At 46.5% G+C, this 20,157-nt stretch carries 24 protein-coding genes and 1 riboswitch; of the genes, 10 read left to right on the top strand and 14 right to left on the bottom strand.

Features of this window, described 5'->3' with window-relative positions:
- Positions 1–40: 40 nt before the first annotated feature.
- Complete coding sequence (locus ACOGW3_RS10615; RefSeq protein ID WP_419902946.1) at positions 41–205, top strand: DUF3012 domain-containing protein; 165 nt, start codon at positions 41–43, stop codon at positions 203–205.
- A 28-nt stretch (positions 206–233) separates the two neighbouring features.
- Complete coding sequence (locus ACOGW3_RS10610) at positions 234–1,160, top strand: alpha/beta hydrolase (protein ID WP_419902945.1); 927 nt, start codon at positions 234–236, stop codon at positions 1,158–1,160.
- A 35-nt stretch (positions 1,161–1,195) separates the two neighbouring features.
- On the opposite strand, the gene ACOGW3_RS10605 is transcribed toward ACOGW3_RS10610, so the two are convergent.
- The gene (locus ACOGW3_RS10605) at positions 1,196–1,861 is read right to left on the bottom strand and encodes an O-methyltransferase (protein ID WP_419902944.1); all 666 of its coding nucleotides are present in this window, start codon (positions 1,859–1,861) and stop codon (positions 1,196–1,198) included.
- A gap of 164 nt (positions 1,862–2,025) precedes the next feature.
- Positions 2,026–2,260, top strand: a riboswitch (cobalamin riboswitch).
- Between the two features lie 141 nt (positions 2,261–2,401).
- Here ACOGW3_RS10605 and ACOGW3_RS10600 point away from each other — a divergent pair.
- The 4 genes from ACOGW3_RS10600 to ACOGW3_RS10585 all read left to right on the top strand — a co-directional run bounded on the left by ACOGW3_RS10600 (position 2,402) and on the right by ACOGW3_RS10585 (position 6,576).
- A complete protein-coding gene (locus ACOGW3_RS10600; RefSeq protein ID WP_419902943.1) occupies positions 2,402–3,652 on the top strand; it encodes an aromatic ring-hydroxylating oxygenase subunit alpha in 1,251 nt (416 codons plus the stop codon).
- 81 nt (positions 3,653–3,733) lie between these two features.
- Positions 3,734–4,822, top strand: a complete 1,089-nt coding sequence (locus ACOGW3_RS10595) for an FAD-binding oxidoreductase (RefSeq protein ID WP_419902942.1) — start codon at positions 3,734–3,736, stop codon at positions 4,820–4,822.
- Positions 4,823–5,004: 182 nt separating this feature from the next.
- A complete protein-coding gene (locus ACOGW3_RS10590) occupies positions 5,005–5,853 on the top strand; it encodes a fumarylacetoacetate hydrolase family protein (RefSeq protein WP_419902941.1) in 849 nt (282 codons plus the stop codon).
- A gap of 189 nt (positions 5,854–6,042) precedes the next feature.
- Positions 6,043–6,576 carry a PAS domain-containing protein gene (locus ACOGW3_RS10585; RefSeq protein WP_419902940.1) on the top strand — a complete coding sequence of 178 codons (534 nt, stop codon included), beginning with the start codon at positions 6,043–6,045 and terminating at the stop codon, positions 6,574–6,576.
- 63 nt (positions 6,577–6,639) lie between these two features.
- On the opposite strand, the gene queF is transcribed toward ACOGW3_RS10585, so the two are convergent.
- From queF to queC, 4 genes are all read right to left on the bottom strand, one after another.
- The gene (queF, locus tag ACOGW3_RS10580) at positions 6,640–7,107 is read right to left on the bottom strand and encodes a preQ(1) synthase (RefSeq protein WP_419902939.1); all 468 of its coding nucleotides are present in this window, start codon (positions 7,105–7,107) and stop codon (positions 6,640–6,642) included.
- Between the two features lie 87 nt (positions 7,108–7,194).
- The gene (gene queE, locus ACOGW3_RS10575) at positions 7,195–7,983 is read right to left on the bottom strand and encodes a 7-carboxy-7-deazaguanine synthase QueE (RefSeq protein WP_419902938.1); all 789 of its coding nucleotides are present in this window, start codon (positions 7,981–7,983) and stop codon (positions 7,195–7,197) included.
- Positions 7,980–8,336: a 6-carboxytetrahydropterin synthase QueD gene (gene queD / locus ACOGW3_RS10570; protein WP_419902937.1), complete on the bottom strand. Its 357-nt coding sequence runs from the start codon at positions 8,334–8,336 to the stop codon at positions 7,980–7,982. Before queD ends, queE begins: the two co-directional genes overlap by 4 nt.
- Before the next feature lie 3 nt (positions 8,337–8,339).
- A complete protein-coding gene (queC, locus tag ACOGW3_RS10565) occupies positions 8,340–9,095 on the bottom strand; it encodes a 7-cyano-7-deazaguanine synthase QueC (protein ID WP_419902936.1) in 756 nt (251 codons plus the stop codon).
- A 311-nt stretch (positions 9,096–9,406) separates the two neighbouring features.
- Between queC and ACOGW3_RS10560 the strand changes: the two genes are divergently transcribed.
- Positions 9,407–10,858: an NAD-dependent succinate-semialdehyde dehydrogenase gene (locus ACOGW3_RS10560; protein ID WP_419902935.1), complete on the top strand. Its 1,452-nt coding sequence runs from the start codon at positions 9,407–9,409 to the stop codon at positions 10,856–10,858.
- A 79-nt stretch (positions 10,859–10,937) separates the two neighbouring features.
- Here ACOGW3_RS10560 and ACOGW3_RS10555 read toward each other — a convergent pair whose 3' ends face one another.
- The 7 genes from ACOGW3_RS10555 to ACOGW3_RS10525 all read right to left on the bottom strand — a co-directional run bounded on the left by ACOGW3_RS10555 (position 10,938) and on the right by ACOGW3_RS10525 (position 16,209).
- A complete protein-coding gene (locus tag ACOGW3_RS10555) occupies positions 10,938–11,723 on the bottom strand; it encodes a DUF2167 domain-containing protein (RefSeq protein ID WP_419902934.1) in 786 nt (261 codons plus the stop codon).
- A 114-nt stretch (positions 11,724–11,837) separates the two neighbouring features.
- Positions 11,838–12,620 (bottom strand): hypothetical protein, encoded by a 783-nt coding sequence (locus ACOGW3_RS10550; RefSeq protein ID WP_419902933.1) that lies wholly within the window; start codon positions 12,618–12,620, stop codon positions 11,838–11,840.
- A 9-nt stretch (positions 12,621–12,629) separates the two neighbouring features.
- Positions 12,630–13,559, bottom strand: coding sequence for an esterase/lipase family protein (locus ACOGW3_RS10545; RefSeq protein ID WP_419902932.1), 930 nt, complete (start codon positions 13,557–13,559; stop codon positions 12,630–12,632).
- Between the two features lie 16 nt (positions 13,560–13,575).
- Positions 13,576–14,184: a TetR/AcrR family transcriptional regulator gene (locus ACOGW3_RS10540; RefSeq protein WP_419902931.1), complete on the bottom strand. Its 609-nt coding sequence runs from the start codon at positions 14,182–14,184 to the stop codon at positions 13,576–13,578.
- Between the two features lie 120 nt (positions 14,185–14,304).
- Entirely contained in the window at positions 14,305–15,231 is a 927-nt protein-coding gene (locus ACOGW3_RS10535) for a pseudouridine-5'-phosphate glycosidase (protein WP_419902930.1), read from the bottom strand.
- A 46-nt stretch (positions 15,232–15,277) separates the two neighbouring features.
- The gene (locus ACOGW3_RS10530) at positions 15,278–15,670 is read right to left on the bottom strand and encodes a PfkB family carbohydrate kinase (RefSeq protein ID WP_419902929.1); all 393 of its coding nucleotides are present in this window, start codon (positions 15,668–15,670) and stop codon (positions 15,278–15,280) included.
- An 8-nt stretch (positions 15,671–15,678) separates the two neighbouring features.
- Positions 15,679–16,209 (bottom strand): PfkB family carbohydrate kinase, encoded by a 531-nt coding sequence (locus ACOGW3_RS10525; RefSeq protein WP_419902928.1) that lies wholly within the window; start codon positions 16,207–16,209, stop codon positions 15,679–15,681.
- 245 nt (positions 16,210–16,454) lie between these two features.
- On the opposite strand from ACOGW3_RS10525, the gene ACOGW3_RS10520 reads away from it, so the two are divergent.
- Together ACOGW3_RS10520 and ACOGW3_RS10515 are read left to right on the top strand one after the other, a co-directional pair.
- Positions 16,455–16,928 carry a hypothetical protein gene (locus ACOGW3_RS10520; protein ID WP_419902927.1) on the top strand — a complete coding sequence of 158 codons (474 nt, stop codon included), beginning with the start codon at positions 16,455–16,457 and terminating at the stop codon, positions 16,926–16,928.
- A gap of 194 nt (positions 16,929–17,122) precedes the next feature.
- The gene (locus tag ACOGW3_RS10515; protein WP_419902926.1) at positions 17,123–17,974 is read left to right on the top strand and encodes a cache domain-containing protein; all 852 of its coding nucleotides are present in this window, start codon (positions 17,123–17,125) and stop codon (positions 17,972–17,974) included.
- 2 nt (positions 17,975–17,976) lie between these two features.
- On the opposite strand, the gene ACOGW3_RS10510 is transcribed toward ACOGW3_RS10515, so the two are convergent.
- Positions 17,977–19,209 carry an ISL3 family transposase gene (locus ACOGW3_RS10510; RefSeq protein ID WP_419901077.1) on the bottom strand — a complete coding sequence of 411 codons (1,233 nt, stop codon included), beginning with the start codon at positions 19,207–19,209 and terminating at the stop codon, positions 17,977–17,979.
- Here ACOGW3_RS10510 and ACOGW3_RS10505 point away from each other — a divergent pair.
- Positions 19,196–19,681, top strand: a complete 486-nt coding sequence (locus ACOGW3_RS10505) for a hypothetical protein (RefSeq protein ID WP_419902925.1) — start codon at positions 19,196–19,198, stop codon at positions 19,679–19,681. The genes ACOGW3_RS10510 and ACOGW3_RS10505 overlap by 14 nt on opposite strands.
- Here the strand turns inward: ACOGW3_RS10505 and ACOGW3_RS10500 are convergent.
- Positions 19,654–19,914: a hypothetical protein gene (locus tag ACOGW3_RS10500; RefSeq protein ID WP_419902924.1), complete on the bottom strand. Its 261-nt coding sequence runs from the start codon at positions 19,912–19,914 to the stop codon at positions 19,654–19,656. The two genes, ACOGW3_RS10505 and ACOGW3_RS10500, sit on opposite strands and share 28 nt — an antisense overlap.
- Positions 19,915–20,157: the final 243 nt, after the last annotated feature.

Below are 20,157 nucleotides of genomic sequence, written 5' to 3'. Positions count from 1 at the left end.
ACTCATTTGCTTATTAGACCCATTTTGGGTAGGGGGAAAAATGAACTATATCAAGCTGGCCTTGGCCGCACTTTTCATTTCAGCACTTACGGCTTGCTCACCAGAAGTTGGTAGCCAAGAGTGGTGCGACGGCTTGAAAGAAAAACCTAAAGGCGACTGGTCTGCTAACGAAGCAACTGACTTCGCTAAACACTGCATTCTCTAATCGGCAATCAATTTCACAGGTATATAATATGAGTAGTGGACTGGATCTAGAACTGCGGGATTTTGTGAGTGAGACGGAAAGTTTCTCAACACCTGACACAACAGAACTCGAAGATATTAGGCACGGCTATAACCAGATGTGCCAACATTTCCAGTCCCCTCACTCAGAAAACCTAACAATACTAGAAGGCGCAGTTGAAGGCCCTGATTGCGATATTCCGATTCGGGTTTATCGCCCTAAAGATCTCATAGGCCTGCTGCCAACACTTCTGTATTTTCATGGCGGGGGCTGGATCCTCGGTGGTCTGGATAGTCACGATTCTATTACAGCGGATCTTGCCATTCAGGCTGGTGTGCAGGTTATCGCCGTAGATTACCGGCTTGCACCAGAACACCCATATCCTGCAGCAGTAGATGACTGTTGGGCCGTATATCAAACAATTACAGAAGTCCCCAAAATATTTGATGTCGATATTAATCGCTTGGTCATAGGTGGAGATTCTGCGGGGGCGAACCTGGCTGCCGTGGTCACATTGATTGCCCGTGATATCCATTTGCTCGGCTTCAACGCCCCCTGGATAAATGGTCAACTTCTCCTGTACCCAGCTCTATCAAGTGAGCCATTGCCATCTCGCCTCCATCAGGTAAATGCACCTTTGTTTAATGCATCTGAAATGGATACTTATATCGATTTATACCTTGGTCGGACGGCAACAGCGCAAGATAAGGCGGACTTCAAGATATTCCCGGCACAGGCCAAAGATTTCACCAACCTGCCGCCAGCTTATGTTTCATCCGCCGAACTCGACCCACTCGCAGATGATGGACCTGATTTTGTCGATAAATTAAAAGCTGCAGGTGTTACGGCGAAATCTGTCGTCGAGCCTGGCCTAATGCATGGCTGGCTTCGAGCACGACACAAAACCCTCGGGCAGAAAAAGCCTTTGCCCGCATAATACAAGCACTTAAGGATCTTACTGCTTAACGGCTGTTATTGTTGAAGCTTCTTTTTCACGAGGGTCATGCCGTCTGAAAAGGGGAGCATCACCATCTCGACTCTTTTGTCCGTGACGATAGTCTCATTTACAAAACGAATGGCCTCGGTTATGGGCTCGGTTACCGACGCCTTTGCAACATTTCCATACCAAAGAACATTATCAACGACGAGCAGGCCACCCGGTTTTAAAATCGCGAGACAAGCTTCGTAATAAGCTGGATAGCGCTCTTTATCTGCATCGAGGAAAATCATATCAAAATTCGGCGCCTTTTTACGAAGCCGGTTAATCTCGGCCAAGGCATCGCAAAGCTTGAGTTCTATTTTGTTGTCAACCCCGGCTTCTTGCCAATAAGCCTGTGCTATATCCGTAAATTTCTTCTGATTATCCAGCCCCAGCAGCACACCGTCTTCAGGGAGAGCGCGTGCCATACACAAGCTACTGTAGCCCGTAAAAACACCAATCTCCAGAATCGACTTCACACCGAGAAGATCGACCAAAAATGCTAAAAACTGACCTTGTTCTGGGCTAACCTGCATATGCCCAAAGCGCATTGCCAGAGTTTCATCTCTCAACCTAGCAAGCAAAGAGTCTTCACGCACACCTACGTTAAGAAGGTATTTCTGCAACTCATCTGTAATGGGCACATGCCGTGAATTCATAAAAAAAACATCCTGAGTAATCAAATAATCACGACTACTTTTACCATAGCAACGACTGATATTTACAACGTTAAACACCCTTGTCGCAAACGCTAATCTGCCAGTCGTTTTTCAGGGCGAATCAGCCGGGAGTTTTCGTAAAACTCCCCTTGTCGAAAGAAATAATAACGACAACTCCTCCAGGTGTTACTCAAGATCAAGTTATCGATGTTGGGTAAATAATTGGGAAGTCGGTACGCGTAAATTTAGTCTAAGACGCAAACCAGACACTGCCCCCGCAACGGTAGGAGAGGAATAGGTTCGCATATAACCACTGGAGCACAGCTCTGGGAAGGGTGCGTACTTTGGCGGCAAGCCTCCTCTCGAGTCCGGAAACCAGCCTGAGGCAAGTCGATAATCGCGGTGGGCGATTGGAACGACCTCAAAGCTATCATCCGTGCACCTGCGCGGCTGTCGCTGAGTGCGTATCCATACCCCACTGTAAGCTTTTAAAACATGCACCAGATATGGTGAGCCAATAGTGGTGATTAGGACCAAGAGATGAGTATATCAGCCCACGATAAGATGTTTGATCTACTTCGTAGTAAAAAGCAGAACTACAGCCTCCCGAGAGAATTTTATAACGATCCCGATTTCTTCAATCTCGACATGGAACACGTGTTCGGCAAGTCCTGGATTTTTGCTGGCCTCGTTTGTGACGTTCCCAAATCTGGTAATTTCTTTACCCTAACTATCGGCGATGACCCGTTAGTCATTGTCAGAGATGATAACAACGAAATCCATGCAATCTATAATACATGTCGTCACCGCGGCTCAAAAGTTTGCCTGGAAGAAAAAGGCCAAAAGGCCAAGCTTGTCTGCCCTTACCACCAATGGACTTACAACCTGGATGGGAACCTTCTTTTTGCCGGCAACATGGGAGACGGCTTCAACCCTGCAGATTTCCCGCTCAAAAAAGCGAATATCGGTATCGCCGGCGGCATGATCTTCGTCTGCCTGGCCGAGAACCCTCCCGCCTTTGACCATTTCAAAGAAGCGGTAGAGCCTTTCTTGAAACCGCACTCTCTCGAACGGGCCAAGGTTGCCCATGAAATCACCATTAGCGAAAAAGCGAACTGGAAGCTCGTGATTGAGAACAACCGCGAATGTTATCATTGCAACGGTTCTCATCCTGAACTCCTCAACTCCCTGCTCGAGTTTGACAATACTGATGATCCCCGGGCCACACCTGAGTTCAAAGAACTGGTCGCCAAGAAAACACGCGATTGGAATGCTTTGGGGATCAAACACGAATCAACCCCTCATAACCTCCAATATCGCGCTGTTCGCATGCCTCTTGCTGGCGGTACTGTCTCTATGACCATTGACGGCACCCAAGCGTGTCAAAAACTCATGGGCGATCTAACCGATCCAGATATGGGTTCCATGCGCTTGTTACACCTCCCCAACACCTGGAACCATTTCATGGGTGACCACTCGGTTGTCTTCCGTGTCCTACCCGTTGGGCCTCAGGAAACCCTCGTCACAACCCAGTGGATTGTGCACGAAGACGCCGTTGAAGGCGAAGATTACGACATCGATAAAATGGTTCAGGTATGGAATGCGACCAACCATCAAGACAGAGAGCTGGCTGAAAACAATCAACTCGGCATCAACTCCAAAGCATACCAACCCGGCCCTTACGCTGAAGGCGCAGAGTTCGGTGTAATCAACTTCATCAACTGGTACAGCGCTGACATGCTTGGGAAACTATTTGACCCGGCAAAACTACAAGTCGTTGCTGGCGAATAACTTCAAACAAATCAAAACAGGGGTGCCTAGTGCACCCCACAAAAAACAAAGCCTTAAAAGGCATTAGTTGGGGAAATAACAATGGCTGTTAAACAGGCTATCAGAGAACTAAACACGACTACACCCTGGGATAGTCATTCGCAAATGCTTGAATGCGTGATGATCCTTCAGGATACACACGATGTGAAAACTTTTTGTTTTCAGACAAATGATAGCAGCTGGTTTCGCTACCTTCCCGGGCAGTTTATAACCATTGAATTAGAAATCGACGGCAAACCTGTTTTAAGAACTTACACCCTGTCATCCAGCCCTTCACGTCCTCTTTCCATCTCCATCACGGTAAAGGCGACAGAGAACGGGTACGCTTCTAAATGGCTACATGCCAACCTTAAAGAAGGCGACAAAATCAAGGCACACGGCCCCGCTGGTCTATTTACACTTCACGACCACATGGCTGATAAATATCTGTTCATTTCTGGGGGTGCCGGAATCACACCAACGCTTTCCATGACACGATGGCTCTTTGACTACGGCATCCACACTGATGTCCACTTCATCCACTGTGCGCGTACCCCCTCTGACATCATCGCCCGTCGGGAACTGGAAAGCATGAGCGCGCGGGTAAGTGACATCAAAGTCGCCTTTGCCTGTGAAGAGCCCGACCCCTATGGCGCTTGGACAGGTTACACCGGTCGGCTCAATCAACTGATGCTGGAATTGATGTCTCCCGATTATCAGGAGCGTGAAATTTTCTGCTGTGGCCCCGCCCCCTTCATGCAGGCGGTACGTGACATTCTAAACACTGCCGGTTTCGACATGGACCGGTACCATGAGGAAAGCTTCGATAGTCCTATTATCGAAGAAGAAGATCGCCCAGAACACGACGATGTCATTATTGATGATGATGCGAAATCCTCGGTTAGTTTCACAAAATCTAAAAAAGATACACGCGTTAAAGAATCAGACACAATTTTGGCCGCAGCGAAGAAAACCGGACTGCACATTCCAAGCGCCTGCCAGTTTGGCGTTTGCGGAACCTGTAAGGTCAAGAAAGTTTCTGGCGATGTCCACATGGTGCACAACGGCGGCATCACTCAGGAGCAGATCGACGATGGCTACGTCCTGGCTTGTTGCTCTAATCCACTCGGCGATGTTGTGATCGACTTTTAGAACTGATTATATAGGAATAAGAGCAGGGGCGAGTTGCGAACTCCGTCCCTGTTCCAGTTTGTCACAGGTATTTCGTCTACCTCTCATGACACAAATAATCGCCAAACACCCTAACCAGGGTTACTATACGGCAAACTAAATCAATCAATTGGTCCGATAAGTAGTATAGGGATGGATAAGAGATGAAATTACTGCGCTATGGCCCTGTCGGTCAGGAAAAACCTGGCTTGCTTGATAATCAACAAAACATCCGCGATATCTCATCTATTATCCCCGATATTGATGGTTCAAACATTGATGATACCACCCTCGAAAGACTAAGAGCCATAGACCCGCTGAGCTTGCCCGTTGTCGAAGGCAATCCCAGAATTGGCCCTTGTGTCAGCGGTGTGAACAAAGTCGTCTGCATCGGGCTCAACTACCACGATCACGCTGCTGAAGTAGGCGCCAAACCGACCCCTGAACCCCGGATATTCATGAAGGCGAACTCTTCCATTTGCGGTCCCAATGATGACGTAGAAATTCCCCGGGGATCCGAAAAAACCGATTGGGAAGTTGAGCTTACAATCGTAATTGGTAGCAGAGCTAAGTATGTCGATGAAGCTTCTGCCATTGATTATATTGCAGGTTACTGTCTGGCAAACGACGTCTCTGAACGGGATTACCAAATGCGTCGTTCTGGCCAATGGGTTAAAGGCAAAAGTCACGATACCTTCTGCCCAATCGGACCTTGGTTGGTGACCAAGGATGAAATCGACGACCCGCATAATCTGGGTATCTGGCTCGAAGTCGATGGTATTCGCCGTCAAAACGGTACCACCAAAAATTTGGTCCATAACATTCCGACAATTGTCAGTCATCTCAGCCAATTCATGACCCTCGTCCCCGGAGATATCATTCTAACGGGCACCCCTGCGGGCGTTGGTATGGGCATTAAACCAGAACCGATTTTCCTTCGCCCTGGAATGACAATGGAACTGGGTATAGATGGTTTGGGGACACAAAAACAAGTTACGGTCGCAGCCGACTAACCTCCGAAATCAACAACCCATTTCCACAAACCACTTAATCAATCAAGGGGTGCATAATAGCGTTACCATACATATTTACCTTCCGTTTTGGGGGTAAATATTTAAACTCACCTCGTTAGGTTGACCCTTTGAGTATTGGTCAACGGGTAGGCAATGTTTAGACGATAGTTAAAGTGTGGTATCGACGTTATGACAAACCTAAAATTGCTCCATACCTATTGGAGCAAAAAAAAAGGAAACAACTGGTTTCCCGGACGCAAGGACATCGACCCGGTTGATTTTCCTTACGCACTGGGTGACGTGTCTCTTATTGACGTTATAAGAACCAGTGACCTTGATGCCCCTCAATTCAAGGTAAGGCTTCTGGGTAGTAACATTCAAGAAAGAGTTGGTGGATCTTTTACCAATAGAGATATTGATGATTTTCCAGAACAAGATTCCCTAAACAGAATGCGGATCGCCTATCAGGATGTTCTCAAAACGAAAGAACCCGTAGCCTATCCCAGCTTCTTTAAAGTAGGCGAAGATTATAGGGCTTTTATCTGCTGCATTTGGCCGCTGTCTAACGACGGAGACAACGTCGACATGCTGTTATGTTGTCGTGAAAAAATAACAGAAGAACAATATATCCCTGACCGAACTGGGCTGTACAGCCAACATCCCACCTGGCCTTACCAAGATTGGGCAACAAACAAGTTACTCAATAAAATTGCTTACCAATAAATAGAATCGTGACAAAAAAAGACCCTGCATCTGCAAGGCCTTCTTAGCTAGTCTTGGAATAATTCAGCCCCGACCACGATAAGGTGGCACACCTTGATCTGGAATCCATATTCCCTCTGGGGCTGGACCCGATTGGTAGAAGACATCAATTGGAATACCGCCACGTGGGTACCAGTAACCACCAATTCGTATCCACTTTGGATCTAAAAGTTCTTCCAGACGCTTCGCAATAGAAACCGTACAGTCCTCATGAAAAGCGCCATGGTTTCGAAATGAACCAAGGAAAAGCTTAAGTGATTTACTCTCAACCAACCAGTCCCCTGGCACGTAATCTATCATCAAATGCGCAAAGTCAGGCTGGCCTGTCATTGGACATAGCGATGTGAATTCTGGCGCCGTAAACCGCACAACATAACCCGTTCCCTTTTGCGGGTTGGCTACGCGTTCCATTACCGCCGCTTCTGGTGTTTCCGGAAGCTTGGTCTCACTACCCAATTGGGTAAGGTTTGAGTAAATATTTTCTTCAGTCATTTTCAACTAAGCTCCGTGCTTAAGAGCAGCTATCTGTTTCGTCACAGACTGCTGAGTATGTAATTCGTAACCAGTGCCTAACGATTCTCAGACACCGCGTTCATTACCCCAAATCAAGACATGAAGCTGGGGCAGTACAGTCGCGTCGTACCAACCATCTTCAACGACCTTGTCAACCAGCCACCGCATGCGATCCATTACGCCTGAAATGTCAATTGTCGGTTCGGTCTCTTCAATGGTGCCCGGTGTATGATTTCCGGGTTGAAGATAGATCCGAAGTTGGGGATGTCGATGATGTACTTCTTTGGCATAGGCATAATCGATGTCATCAAAGACCACGACCTTCAAGACCGTTTCTGTATCCGGACCAGCCGCAGCAACACAATCAGCAAGCAGTTCCCAATCGGTTTCCATCTCTGATGAAGGCGGTTTCGGGCTGAGGGTCAGGTTGTCCAGTTTGGAGAACCAGTCCTTTACCACGCTGCCTTGTGTTTCCAAAGCAAAGCGATAACCTTGCTCTTGCCCTATCTCTATCAAACCGCCTAGTGGTTGAATCGCAGGATTTCCACCCGAGAGCGAAACCAACAGGGGCTTGCCCCCTGACAGGGAAGCAACCTCTTCCATGATCGCAGCTGGTGACATCGGTTTCCACTGATCGCGAAAGCTTGAATCTACGGCATAGAGCGTATCACACCAACTACAGCGATAATCACAGCCACCCATACGAACAAAAACTGTTGGTACTCCGGTCAGGGAACCTTCACCCTGAATAGTCGGGCCAAATATTTCGCTAACCCGGATGGTTCGCGTATTAGGCAACTCATTTGCAGATGGTTTTATCTCTGACGCATTGTCATTGGAGATACTGGCAATCATGGCCTGTACTCAGCCCAGGTTTTCGGCGTTTCACTGATACGCATAGCCGTCACTTCAGGCCAACGCTCAAATGACCAGTCAAACAAAAGCTTTGCAAGACGTTCAGCCGTGACATTGTCATCTCCGAGAACTTCATTAAGGTGACGATGATCGAGGACCTCATCAATGTATTTTTTCAGCTCTCCAAGCTCGAGATAGTCCCGAACAAAACCAGCTTCATTCAGATTTTCACCCGAGAGTTCAATCTCAACGATATAGTTGTGACCGTGAAGACGTGAGCAAGGATGCCCTTCAGGCACGCCCATGAGCTGATGCGACGCAGAAAAAGCAAATTGTTTGGAAATCCGGTACATACCTCAGCTCTCCTTTGCTTTTTCAACGGCTTCGAGCCAATAGTCTGGATCTTCATATACCGTCGGATCATCTACTCCAGAGACATGGAAGGCTTCCCGGCGCTCCACACAGGTTCCACAGCGTCCACAATGGTGTTCATGGCCTTTGTAACAAGACCAAGTCTCCTCAAAAGGAACCTTGAGACGAGATCCCTCGGCTGCGATATCACTTTTGGGAATATGTACAAAAGGCGTATAGAGTTTTACCGCGGCATAGCCATCAAGGGCGTGACGTTGCATTTCTTCGAAGGAATCAATGAAGGTCGGCCGGCAGTCCGGATAAATGAAATGATCACCACCATGTACAGCAGCGGCAACAGCGTCTGCATTTTCAGCAGCGGCCGCACCAAAGGCTATGGCGAGCATAATCGCGTTACGGTTGGGAACAACCGTAACCTTCATTGTTTCTTCTGCATAATGTCCATCAGGCACATCAAGATCATCTGTCAGCGCTGATCCTGAAAGTAAAGCACCAACGTTTGAAATATCTATGATGTTGTGAGGAACCCCCAAGCGCTCAGCGCAAAGGCGGGCATAATCGAGTTCTTTCTTGTGAAGTTGTCCGTAGTCGAAAGATATCAGGCGCGTTAACTCAGCCTCCGCAGCAACCTTGTGCGCAAGCGTGACCGAGTCCAAGCCACCTGAACAGATGACGAGTGTTTTCATTCGTTCCAATCCTTGTTTTTCTACCGGGTAGGCTGCGACCGGGGAGCCCGACATTGCGCTGATGGCTCCAGTTTCACGTAAGTAGCGCAGGGTTCGTATACCCTAGTGTAACACAAAAGCAAAGCGATCTAGTAATTCCATAATGGAAAGGCACCTATGCATTCCAGCAACAAGCTCAAATGACCTCTCTCTAATCAATTGAAATTACGCTTTAATTTTCAAAAAAAACTTACCCTTACAGACAAGCCTCTACAAACTCCTCTTTTCAACTTCTGGAACTAAATAAATATTCGCTCTGGGCCGTTGTCCTAGGCAATGTGCTGTGTCTATGATGCCGTTCTTCCTATCTAATCCGTGAGGCCACTATGGAACTTAAAGACCCTTCATTGCTGCGTAATAAATGCTATATCGATGGTACTTGGGCAGACGCTGACAGTGGAGAAACCTTTGCTGTTACCAACCCTGCGAATGGCGAAATCATCACCTCTGTCCCAAAAATGGGCGAAGCAGAGACGATCCGAGCTATTGAGTCCGCGCAAACAGCCTTTGGCCCCTGGAAAGATAGAACAGCAAAAGAGCGCGCCCAAATCATGCGCAAATGGTTTGAATTGATCATGGAAAATCAGGCCGACCTTGCTTTGCTTATGACCCTGGAACAGGGCAAACCTTTAGCCGAGGCTATGGGTGAAGTTGCTTATGGCGCAAGCTTTGTGGAATGGTTCGCCGAAGAATGTAAACGTATCTACGGTGATACCATTCCAGAACACCTACCGGGTCGTCGCCTGGTTGTCACCAAAGAGCCAATCGGTGTTGTTGCAGCAATCACCCCTTGGAATTTCCCCATTGCGATGATCACACGCAAATGCGCCCCTGCAATCGCAGCAGGTTGTACAGTTGTTATCAAACCTGCTGAAGACACACCACTTAGTGCCTTTGCTCTGGCTGAACTCGCAGAACGCGCAGGCATTCCCAAAGGCGTTGTAAATATCGTTTCAGGCATTCCCCAACAAATTGGTAAAGCCCTGACGGAAAGTCCAATTGTTCGTAAGTTGACATTCACCGGATCAACACCGGTTGGTAAACTGCTCATGAAGCAGTGTGCTGACACCGTCAAAAAGACTTCCATGGAATTGGGCGGCAATGCGCCCTTTATCGTATTCGAAGACGCTGATCTTGATGCCGCAGTCGAAGGCGCAATGATGAGTAAATTCCGTAATGCGGGCCAAACTTGTGTTTGTTCCAACCGTGTACTGGTTCAAGAAGGTGTTTATGATGCTTTTGCAAAGAAACTGGTTGAGAAGGTAGCCGCTCTGAAGGTTGCTCCTGGCACTGAAGAAGGTGCACAACAAGGTCCACTGATTAATGCAGCCGCATCCAGCAAAGTCAGCGAGCTCATCGGTGATGCCACGAGTAAAGGGGCAACAACTGTCATTGGTGGCAATCCTCACGATCTCGGGGGAACCTTCTTTGAACCAACCGTGATTACCGGCGTTACAGATGATATGCGTATTTTCAGTGAAGAGATTTTTGGCCCGGTAGCACCGCTTTATAAGTTCAAGACTGAAGAAGAAGCGGTGAAGATGGCCAATGACACCCCCTTTGGTCTCGCCGCATATTTCTACAGTCGGGACATCGGCCGTGTTTGGCGCGTATCCAGAGCCCTTGAATACGGTATCGTTGGTATCAACGAAGGCATCATCTCTAACGAAGTCGCGCCATTTGGCGGCGTTAAAGAAAGTGGCGTTGGTCGCGAAGGCTCAAAATACGGTATGGAAGATTTCCTCGAAATCAAATACCTGTGCATGGGCGGAATTTAAATCCCCCAAAGCATGAATAACTAGATCAAAAAAGGAGCCTAATCAGGCTCCTTTTTTTGTTTCCGTTCTGAAACCCTACTTATGGACCGAACAACTTTTCCTTGATAATTCGCCACCCGAAAATCAAGGGTATAAAGATCAAAAACCATCCCTTTTTAGCAAAAGCCGCTAGCATTACAAATAGTCCTGTCTTGGCTAATTTAGATCCAAACACAGCTGCAAGCAGGCCCGCGGCCCCAACAGCGGCCACTTTATCACCATCCCTATAGTCGGCGTAACTTGCGTCTTTCCCAAAATCAAATGAGCTCGCCACTTTTAGCGCCACTCTTTCAGCCTCAGAATCTGATACGGCATCAGCTCCAGCAACCAAAGTGATCTCTTCATAGCCATAGCGACCAAACTTATAGATCACGAGATTAACAAGGGGCTCCTCTTCGCCAAATTTTAGTTTAAGGGAGTAATAGGCTATCGCTTTATTTTTAGATAAAGTCGGTGGAATAGCCCAGCCAAGAACTTCAACTTTATGGCCCATAAGTTTGCTTTGCTCTTTTGTCCCCTCAATGTAGGATTCTAAAAGAGCATCAGCATCCATATCCCCCCAATCGTCGAGGCTGACATACCCCTCTTCATGTGATTCGTAATAAACCCCGCCATCATCGGAAAACCATATTCCCTCGACATCAGGATCTGGCTTTCCCGACACTTCTGTCATTGTCGCGTCGAGACCAGCTTGGTCCGTGATAACTTCAGAATCCAAAGGCACATCAATAACGCCTCCACTTGGAAGCTTATGTTGCGCTGCCAACACCGGGGTTGGTAGTGCAAAGAGCAATACGGCGAATAAACGGATTATTTGAATTTTCATTTTTCCTCCTTATTCCACACATACTCTCTGCAAACACAAATCATGATAGTCTGTGGAGCATCAGCCCCCCAAAATACAACCTTAGGCACAAGAAACCCCATTGTGAAGCATTGTTTATGGGGAAGCTTTTACCTTGCGGCGTCCTTCACCAAGCATGCGTACCACCATATATACAGCCACAGCAGCAACGAGATGTTTAAGACTATGACCGCTTATAGTGTTTCCAAGCGCAGCATAAATTTCTCCGTCGAGGAACTCTAATACTTTGGCAACTGCGTACCAAACATACATCCAGATCAAGTACTTTGCCGGCGTAAACTTGGCTTTGGGATAAAGCCAACATATGAGAGGCAAGGCGATCATGGGATAAAATTGAACTAAAACATATGGCCTGAGATCTCCAACACCATTCAGTTCTGTTTGCTGCCAATAAACCAACGATGCGACACCAAGAACGATCATTCCCCACAGCGCTTTACCACTGAATAGCGGATGAACACGATCTGCTAAAATACCGGCGAAGAGCGACATAAAAGCAACTGTCATCGGCAGGCGATCCCAAAACAGGCGATCATTATCTGGCGCTGCATGATAATAAGCCGACCCAGGTGCAACAAGGACAACTGCGACAAAGAAAATTAAAAACGGAAGAAGTTGGTTAAAACTTGAAAATCGCCCTTCGCCCCAAAGGGTTCTTAGTTTTATCAACCCGATAAACCCAATTAACAAAAACCCAGCATTCGACGTAACATCACCAAAATTTACCAACCCGAGACAACTCCGCATATCGGCAAAAAGGTGATAAAGAGGGTCCTGAGGGATTGGTGGCACAAAAAGCATTGCCACAGATGTTAAGGCTAAACTAACGAGCAGAACCAAACTTCTCTTTTCTAACATCAGAATTCCTTAATTGGTTAACTCACCCGATTGAATGTAATTTAAAGCTGCCGTAATAACATCACTTTGGCTACACAGGGATGAGTGTAATCCGGGCAACACCAGAAACTCATCACACCCCAAGAGCTTGGCTTCTTCTACTGTCACCACGCCATCATCATCCCCTGAAAGCAGCGGATTATAGCCCTTACCATCTGATCGTCCCCCAGCAATAATCCCCACCTCACACAAAGGTATCGGAAGATTCTGCACGGCATCAGGGATGAGTTCCTGGCCCGACTTTCCGTAGATTAATTGATAAAGAGTTCTTTGCTTTACATATTCAGCAATCATTGAACCCTGGTTAGGAGGAGCAATCATAACAACGCGCCCCAATTTTGTATGGGATAACCAGTTGTTTTTTTGGGCCAACAATTGACGAACAATCAACCCACCCATGGAGTGCGTGACAAATGATACTTTTGTAACATCAGGCCTGCGATTAAGTATTTGGTCTAGTTGGTCGGCGTGTTCTTGAATAACTGCTCTTGTCGAAGGATAGGTAATAGCGGCTACCTCCATCCCCTGTTCAACAAAAACAGGCTCCATCTTGGAAAAACTATCACCCGAACGCGTAATTCCGTGAACCATCATGACCAGATGAATACCACCCTCTTTGGGATCGACAGGAGCCTTAATTCCCTTTTCTCTTATCACTTTTTCTAATTCGAAGAGGCAGACATCATAACTTCCCCAGGCTTGTCGAAAATCATCCGGGTCTAATAATCTGAAGTGGCCGCTATAAAGGTTGGACTGTATCCGCCATCCGACAAAAACGCATTCATCACGCCAAAGCTGCTTGCCCCCCAATGTCGGCATTAATAAATTTAAAGGAACCCCATCTTCCAAACACAAAGTATCAGCGGCGTAAGACATACCTTTCTTGAGATATTTCTCCATATCCCTCATGGCACTCTTAACTTTTAACCGTATTGGTAAGGCCCGATAAAAAGCTCCTTACCAGTAGTCGGCATAAATCGAGAGGAGCTGCAGTAGAAACAACTTCTAGTTTACGACTATCGGCCAGAGAAATAATTCCATGTACACCGGCCCATAAAGCCGCGGATATTTCTCGGAGTTCATTTTGATGAATATCTGGGGCATGAGGCTCTATTACGCGATCAATTAACCCCAGTAGCTTTGATACCTTATCATTATACCACTCCGGCAGTTCTTCTTCGGTTGATGGCCTATGATCGAAAAGAATGCGCCACAGATTCCTGTTCTGTTCGACAAATTCCAAATAGCCGCGCAAAAGCCCGTCAAAATTATTTTCAACTGACTTATCCGGATCCGGTCTTGGTAAATGCAAATATAACCGCTCAAGTGTTCTTCCATTAAGGCGCAGTATCAGGTCGTCCAAATTATTAAATATGTTATAGATCGTGCCTGGAGAGTAGCCGATAGTGTTGGCTACTTTTCGGGCCGTCAACGCGGAACTCCCTCCAGCCTCAACAAGCTCACACGCAGCAGAGAGTATCATCTCTCCTAATTCTTCATGACTGTGATCCACACGCCGCGCCATAATTATTCCTCTTTAAAATAAGCTTACCTTTACAATAATGAACATCGTTCATTATTCAAGTAAAAAACAACGCCGTTGGATCAGAGATCTTTCGACGCTGTTTCGTTCTGTACTTAGTTTTTAGACTAAAGCACTCAATTCTTTCGAAATTTTCGCCGCAAGAACGGCATTGTTTTTAACCAACTCAATGTTAGATTCAAGGCTTCGCCCCTCTGTTAGCTCAACTATTTTGCCAAGAAGGTAAGGCGTGATGGCTTTACCTATCACACCCTCAGCATCGGCACTCGCAAGGGCAGTAGCGATAACCTGATCCATCTCTGCCTTGTCCATAGCATGGCTTTCAGGAATAGGATTAGCAACAACCGCCCCCCCTTGATAACCAAGGTCATTTTGAACAGAAATCATGGCAGCAATCGCCTCAGGATTATTGGCAGACAAAGGCGCCTCAAGGCCACTCTCTCGACAATAGAATGCTGGGAATTGCTTGGTCTTATACCCAATCACAGGAACACCTCTTGTTTCCAAAAATTCGAGCGTCTTTGGAAGATCCAGTATCGATTTTGCCCCGGCACAAACAACGGCCACGGGTGTTTTTGCCAACTCTTCCAAATCAGCAGAGATGTCAAAATCATTTTCCGCACCACGATGAACCCCTCCGATACCTCCGGTGGCAAATACAGAAATTCCTGCGAGTGCCGCACAGATCATGGTCGCTGCAACTGTTGTCGCACCATCCGCTTTTTGGGCGATAATCATGGGCAAGTCGCGGCGAGATAACTTGGCGACGTCATCCGCACGCCCCAATTTCTCGAGGGATTCATCATCAAGCCCGATACGAATCTCCCCATCTAACACAGCGATTGTGGCAGGCACAGCTCCTTCTCTGCGGATGATACCCTCGACTTCCCGCGCCGTTTCAACATTTTTTGGGTAAGGCATTCCATGGGCAATAATCGTAGATTCCAATGCCACCACGGCCTGTCCATGAGCCAATGCAGTGGCAACTTCGGGTGCAATTACAAGGTGTTTGTTTAATTTAGAGTTCATTATTGTAGCCATTAAATTAGAAACGAATTTTTTGAATATTTAAGTATTAAGAATTGCCAATAACGCTCAAACTTAATTCCCGCAAGTCCTCTGTGGTCGCACCTTGCTTTTTCAGTGTGAACGCAGCGGTGGCCAGACCAAGCTGAAGAGAGCGGTTTATATCCAGTCCCCTGGATATTCCATGCAAGGTGCCCGCGATCAAAGCATCCCCTGCACCTGTGACATCGACTACCTCGACAGATTTTGCCTCAAAATGCTGGTGCGAACCAGTTTCGAACAAATAAGCTCCCTTAGATCCGGTAGAAATCATCACGACTTTAGCGCCCATCGATACCAAATGTTCACCTGCACTAAGCAAGTCTTCTTCGGTTTCAATTGTTTTATTGGTTAATGCAGAAGCTTCATCACAATTGCAAAACAGAAGATCCAAGCGATCCATAATCGTTATTAACTTAGAAGATTTCGCAACTGAAACCGCATCCGCAGCAATAAACCCATTCCCCTTTTGCCAATCCCCAATACCTCCAGGGTTTCTTCGGGTAAATTCGTGTCCACAAACCAAATCGGGAAGGATGTCAGATCATCTTTTAATGGACCAAGAACATCGGCGTTAAAATCATCATAAATCTCCATATCTGCCAAGCCAAAGGCGAGCTCACCGCTAGGTTCCAACACAGCGGTATAGGTAGCCGTTGGACAAAGTTCTGATCTGGGCAAGGAGATAACGTTTAACCCTGTATCTGTTAAGAGGGACTGCAATGCATCTCCAGCGACATCCTGCCCCCAGCGACTAACCAATCCGGTAGAACTGCCAAGGCGGCATAAATTTACTGCAACATTATGAGCAACACCCCCTGGATATCGTGACACAGAAACAGGGTTTGAGGTTCCTCTTCGAACCGGTTCCCGGCTTTGCGAACGCACATCCCAATGGGCGGCACCAATACAAAGTACTGGAGAATGTTTCAGTTTTGACAAATTAAGCACTCTTTTTGATCTGCAATTATCTCTGATAACTTTTACCGATAAGTCATGACAATAGGAAGACATCATTGATCAATATCAATGCTTGCTCCCAGCGAGCCCTCTAAATTTACATTATTGGAATGATTGGCTTAAATAATTTCACACCGAGCAGGTCAGCCATCTCAATAAATATCAGTGACCTTTGGAATAAGTATTCCGATTTCAAAGCCCTGAAATTAATTTGTAGGGATCCACGTTTGCCAGAGAAAATAAACATAAGGGGAAAGCTAAGAGGCGACATCTCACCTCGCCTTAACGCACGTCACCCTTTGTTTGCTCTTATTGCAGCACTGTCCCTGATTCTACAGCTCATTGTACCGTTGGAACAAAGCTGGGCAAATCCGACCCTTGATCCTGATGCAGATTTAACAGACGTGTTTATTATCTGCACGCCAACTGGATTAAGAATCCTCTCCTTGAATTCAGGCGAGGAAGGCCAACCGATCGAAAGCAACTTGGATATATCCTGTCCTGCTTGCTCACTGGCATCAGTAACGATTGCTCCTCTACCCGTCAGTGATCCCATCTCGCAGAGATATGATATCACCAATTTGACGACTTGGCTTGATTACTCTGACCCGGCTTTCATTGCGCCATCGGCCCCACCTCCGGTACGAGGCCCTCCTCAGAAATCAACATTCCATACACAAATTCTTGTCCTATTAGGTTAAGGGTCGCAGATGATTTATCTGACGACCTTTAATCTTATTAGCCCTTCTATTTTTTGATAATCACGTCTTATTTAATTACCTTCAAATTTCTAACCAGAGCTGCACCTCACCTATAAATAGAATTTTAATCCCGCACCCTTATCATTAATTGATAACTTATTTATCCACCGACATATTTCTTCTGGAATGGATCCTTGGATACTCAACAGCCGAATGACACAACAACTGCCAAAGAACAGGGGAACGCTTCTTGGCGTGTAAGTTGGAAGCAAAGCCTACAGTTCAAGATGACTGTCGGATTTGTATGCGTTTCCCTCGCGATAATTATTGCTGTTATCAGTATCTTCCAGATCATTATCAAACCAATTTTAATCGAAAAAAACCGTTTGATAACTGAAGAAACCGGGGCAAGGCTTGTTGCAGAGCTTGGCAAACATTTAGAGAAGACAGAAACACTGACGCGCGCCATAAGCCACCTTGGTGAGACCCTTCCTCACGACGAGAAAAGTTACTACGAAATATTTCCCCATTTGCTGGGTGAGAACGATTTCGGCTCAGTTATTGCTGGTGGTGGTATATGGCCTGAGCCCTATCAATTTGACCAAACGATTGAGCGACGTAGTTTTTTCTGGGGGCGTAGCCCTGATGGAACTTTAAAATATTACGATGACTACAATACCCCAGAAGGCTTGGGTTATCACAATGAAGAATGGTATGTACCTTTACGCTTCGCCCATAAAAATCAATGTTTTTGGTCAAAATCCTATGTTGACCCCTACTCATTTGAGCCGATGGTTACCTGCTCCGTCTCCATGAGAACTAGGGACAAACATGACGGTGTTGTAACCATAGACCTAAGGCTGGCTAGTCTTCGCGATTTCTTGAGCACAGTATCTGAAGAAATTAACGGGTATGTCTTTGCAGTTGATCGAAACAATAAGTTTTTGTCATTCCCGGACCTGACACGAGCAAAAATAAAAACTAAATCGCTAACTGGAAAATTTGTGGAAGATTTCACAACGGCACTTCTCCGCTTTGTTGAGTAGATTTAGGATTTCAAATAGAGCATAGATTGATTATCTGGAATGGATGATTGTCTAATTTTGAGTTTGAAGTATTCGGTATCCTTGATGCCTCTGGCTCGCTTACGGATCATTCCTATACTGACATTACCAGCCTCTATCCTGGCGCTTGTGAGCTTGTGTTTGGCGTAGTTGCAGATGCCCACACAATGTTTCCGTAGGGATTTCGCGAACTTTTTTAGATAGAGCATCTGTGACTGATCTGCTATCAGGCACCAACGTTCCAGTTGCTCCGCCATCGCCTCAAATGAAGCGGCACTCCACAGCAGCTGAAGCTGTTCTTTCAAGACGTAAAGTGCATTCAGGTTGCTATTGCTCTCCAGCAACCTTTGCAGCTTGTCACTTTGTTTTTCACTCAACTTATCCGCATTTTTGAGCAACAGATAATGTGTCCCTTTCATCAACTCTTTACCACTTGGATCGGCCTTTCTGAACTCAAGTCGACGCTGATTATGGATAGCTTTGCTGTAGTTTTTCATGACGTGGAAACGGTCAAATACTATGTCGGCCAACGGCAAGGACTCTCTGACAGCCTTTTGGTAGGCAGGCCCCATATCCATCGCTACGGCCTTTATTTTGCAGGCTGTATCTGGTTGCAGTTGTTTCAAAAACCTTGAAAAAACCTCGGCAGTTCGGCCTGCTTCAACCCAGATCAGATGACCGCCAACCATATCGTAGACCACCGTCATGTAGTCATGACCTTTCGCCCGGGCAACTTCATCTACACCAATATATTCCAAGCCAGTTAGCTCTGCAGGATCAAGCGTAGGGAGAGTTTCAATAAGGTATGCCCTGTCGATATTCTTGACCGTTTCCCATCGTATATCCAAATGTCTGGAAACCGCTTGAATAGACATATGCCGACATAATCCACTGATCAGTCGGCAAAATCGGTGAGTGAAACGGCACCCTTTATCAACAAAATCACACCCCTCAATGCGGCGTTCGCCCTTGTTAATATAAACCTGCGCCAGCTCAATCTCGACCACACAAGGATACCCAAAAAGGGGGATGTCGTTTACTTGTCGGCGGACATGCTGGTTGATGCTTCCCTTCTGGCCTGTAGCAGGGTCTATAGCCCTCCTACGCGCGTCTCGGCTGCAGTGAATGACAATCTTAACACCGCCGTCATCCAGTTTAATTTCATTTACACGTTGCCCTTTGAGGCCTAAAATATGCTGCGAGATGTTGATTGTCATATACCTGCTCTATGTAAAGTTATCAGAAACCATACATATCAACAGGTTACTTGGCGGTCGGCATCTTTTTCTACTCAACAAAGCGGAGAAGAGCCTTCTTTTCACACTTTTGTTTATTGTTGCGGTCGGGGTGATTCCTCAAAAGAATGCTTATGCTTTTGAGGACCTTGGTCGTGAAGAAACCCTTGATTTTTGCGTGACCGAGTTGGGCCGGAAAATAGGTGCCGAGAATGCTCTCAAGATGGAACACCACTGTCTATGCGCTACAGATCTCGCATTGGAAAAGACACCGGACAGTTTGCAAGAACCCTTTACGCGGTTGGTGCGCAGACAAAGTTTAAGGGTAGAGGATAAGGCTGCATTAAAGGCTGAATCGAGTAATCTGTTTCTTTACCTTGCAATGCTGGACAGTCGTTGCCCAAAAATCCTGTCTGATCCCGTACTTCAGAAGCTACTGCTACCCGCGCCATAAAGATTACACCCTGCTATAATCTTGCCTGTGGAATCTTCTAGCTCGATTTGAAGAGCCTCAAGTTTTGTTTTTTTAATCAACCATTTGGCAAATGGTGTCATCCAGTGCGGATCAATATCTGCTTCAATAAGAATACAGTATCGACCTTTACCATCCGAGACCGGTTGAATTTCGGGCTGTTCTATTGACGGGTTGTAACCCCGGTCTTTAAGTAGCTTTATAAGGGGTTCCAAGGGCTGTGACCCAAGACAAATATAAAGTCGAACAGATTTGTCGGAGTTAGGACAGTTATGCGCTAGGGATAGTACGGAAGCATTCATAATCGGATCTCATAGAGCGTAATTTCAAACGAGCGGGCGTAGATATGGGCGTCGACATTTTCATGCCGCCGGTCATTCGCGTGCTCGTGAACATTCGCGTATATGTTTCGTTCTTGATCCGATACATGTTCATACAGTTACTCCTTCTCGCGAATA

It is taken from the genome of Kiloniella sp. (assembly GCF_965205715.1).
GTDB lineage: Bacteria > Pseudomonadota > Alphaproteobacteria > Kiloniellales > Kiloniellaceae > Kiloniella.
Note: the sequence above shows the minus strand (reverse complement) of the source record. Positions and strands in the feature narration are given on the sequence as shown.

Coding starts and splice junctions, on each gene's coding strand:
- ACOGW3_RS10550 (WP_419902933.1), bottom strand. CDS start 12,620: ATGTTAGAAAAGAGAAGTTTGGTTCTGCTCGTTAGTTTAGCCTTAACA.
- ACOGW3_RS10610 (WP_419902945.1), top strand. CDS start 234: ATGAGTAGTGGACTGGATCTAGAACTGCGGGATTTTGTGAGTGAGACG.
- ACOGW3_RS10510 (WP_419901077.1), bottom strand. CDS start 19,209: ATGACAATCAACATCTCGCAGCATATTTTAGGCCTCAAAGGGCAACGT.
- ACOGW3_RS10600 (WP_419902943.1), top strand. CDS start 2,402: ATGAGTATATCAGCCCACGATAAGATGTTTGATCTACTTCGTAGTAAA.
- ACOGW3_RS10505 (WP_419902925.1), top strand. CDS start 19,196: ATGTTGATTGTCATATACCTGCTCTATGTAAAGTTATCAGAAACCATA.
- ACOGW3_RS10560 (WP_419902935.1), top strand. CDS start 9,407: ATGGAACTTAAAGACCCTTCATTGCTGCGTAATAAATGCTATATCGAT.
- ACOGW3_RS10605 (WP_419902944.1), bottom strand. CDS start 1,861: ATGAATTCACGGCATGTGCCCATTACAGATGAGTTGCAGAAATACCTT.
- ACOGW3_RS10555 (WP_419902934.1), bottom strand. CDS start 11,723: ATGAAAATTCAAATAATCCGTTTATTCGCCGTATTGCTCTTTGCACTA.
- ACOGW3_RS10615 (WP_419902946.1), top strand. CDS start 41: ATGAACTATATCAAGCTGGCCTTGGCCGCACTTTTCATTTCAGCACTT.
- ACOGW3_RS10535 (WP_419902930.1), bottom strand. CDS start 15,231: ATGAACTCTAAATTAAACAAACACCTTGTAATTGCACCCGAAGTTGCC.
- ACOGW3_RS10585 (WP_419902940.1), top strand. CDS start 6,043: ATGACAAACCTAAAATTGCTCCATACCTATTGGAGCAAAAAAAAAGGA.
- ACOGW3_RS10540 (WP_419902931.1), bottom strand. CDS start 14,184: ATGGCGCGGCGTGTGGATCACAGTCATGAAGAATTAGGAGAGATGATA.
- ACOGW3_RS10590 (WP_419902941.1), top strand. CDS start 5,005: ATGAAATTACTGCGCTATGGCCCTGTCGGTCAGGAAAAACCTGGCTTG.
- queF (WP_419902939.1), bottom strand. CDS start 7,107: ATGACTGAAGAAAATATTTACTCAAACCTTACCCAATTGGGTAGTGAG.
- queE (WP_419902938.1), bottom strand. CDS start 7,983: ATGATTGCCAGTATCTCCAATGACAATGCGTCAGAGATAAAACCATCT.
- queC (WP_419902936.1), bottom strand. CDS start 9,095: ATGTCGGGCTCCCCGGTCGCAGCCTACCCGGTAGAAAAACAAGGATTG.
- queD (WP_419902937.1), bottom strand. CDS start 8,336: ATGTACCGGATTTCCAAACAATTTGCTTTTTCTGCGTCGCATCAGCTC.
- ACOGW3_RS10595 (WP_419902942.1), top strand. CDS start 3,734: ATGGCTGTTAAACAGGCTATCAGAGAACTAAACACGACTACACCCTGG.
- ACOGW3_RS10545 (WP_419902932.1), bottom strand. CDS start 13,559: ATGGAGAAATATCTCAAGAAAGGTATGTCTTACGCCGCTGATACTTTG.
- ACOGW3_RS10530 (WP_419902929.1), bottom strand. CDS start 15,670: ATGGATCGCTTGGATCTTCTGTTTTGCAATTGTGATGAAGCTTCTGCA.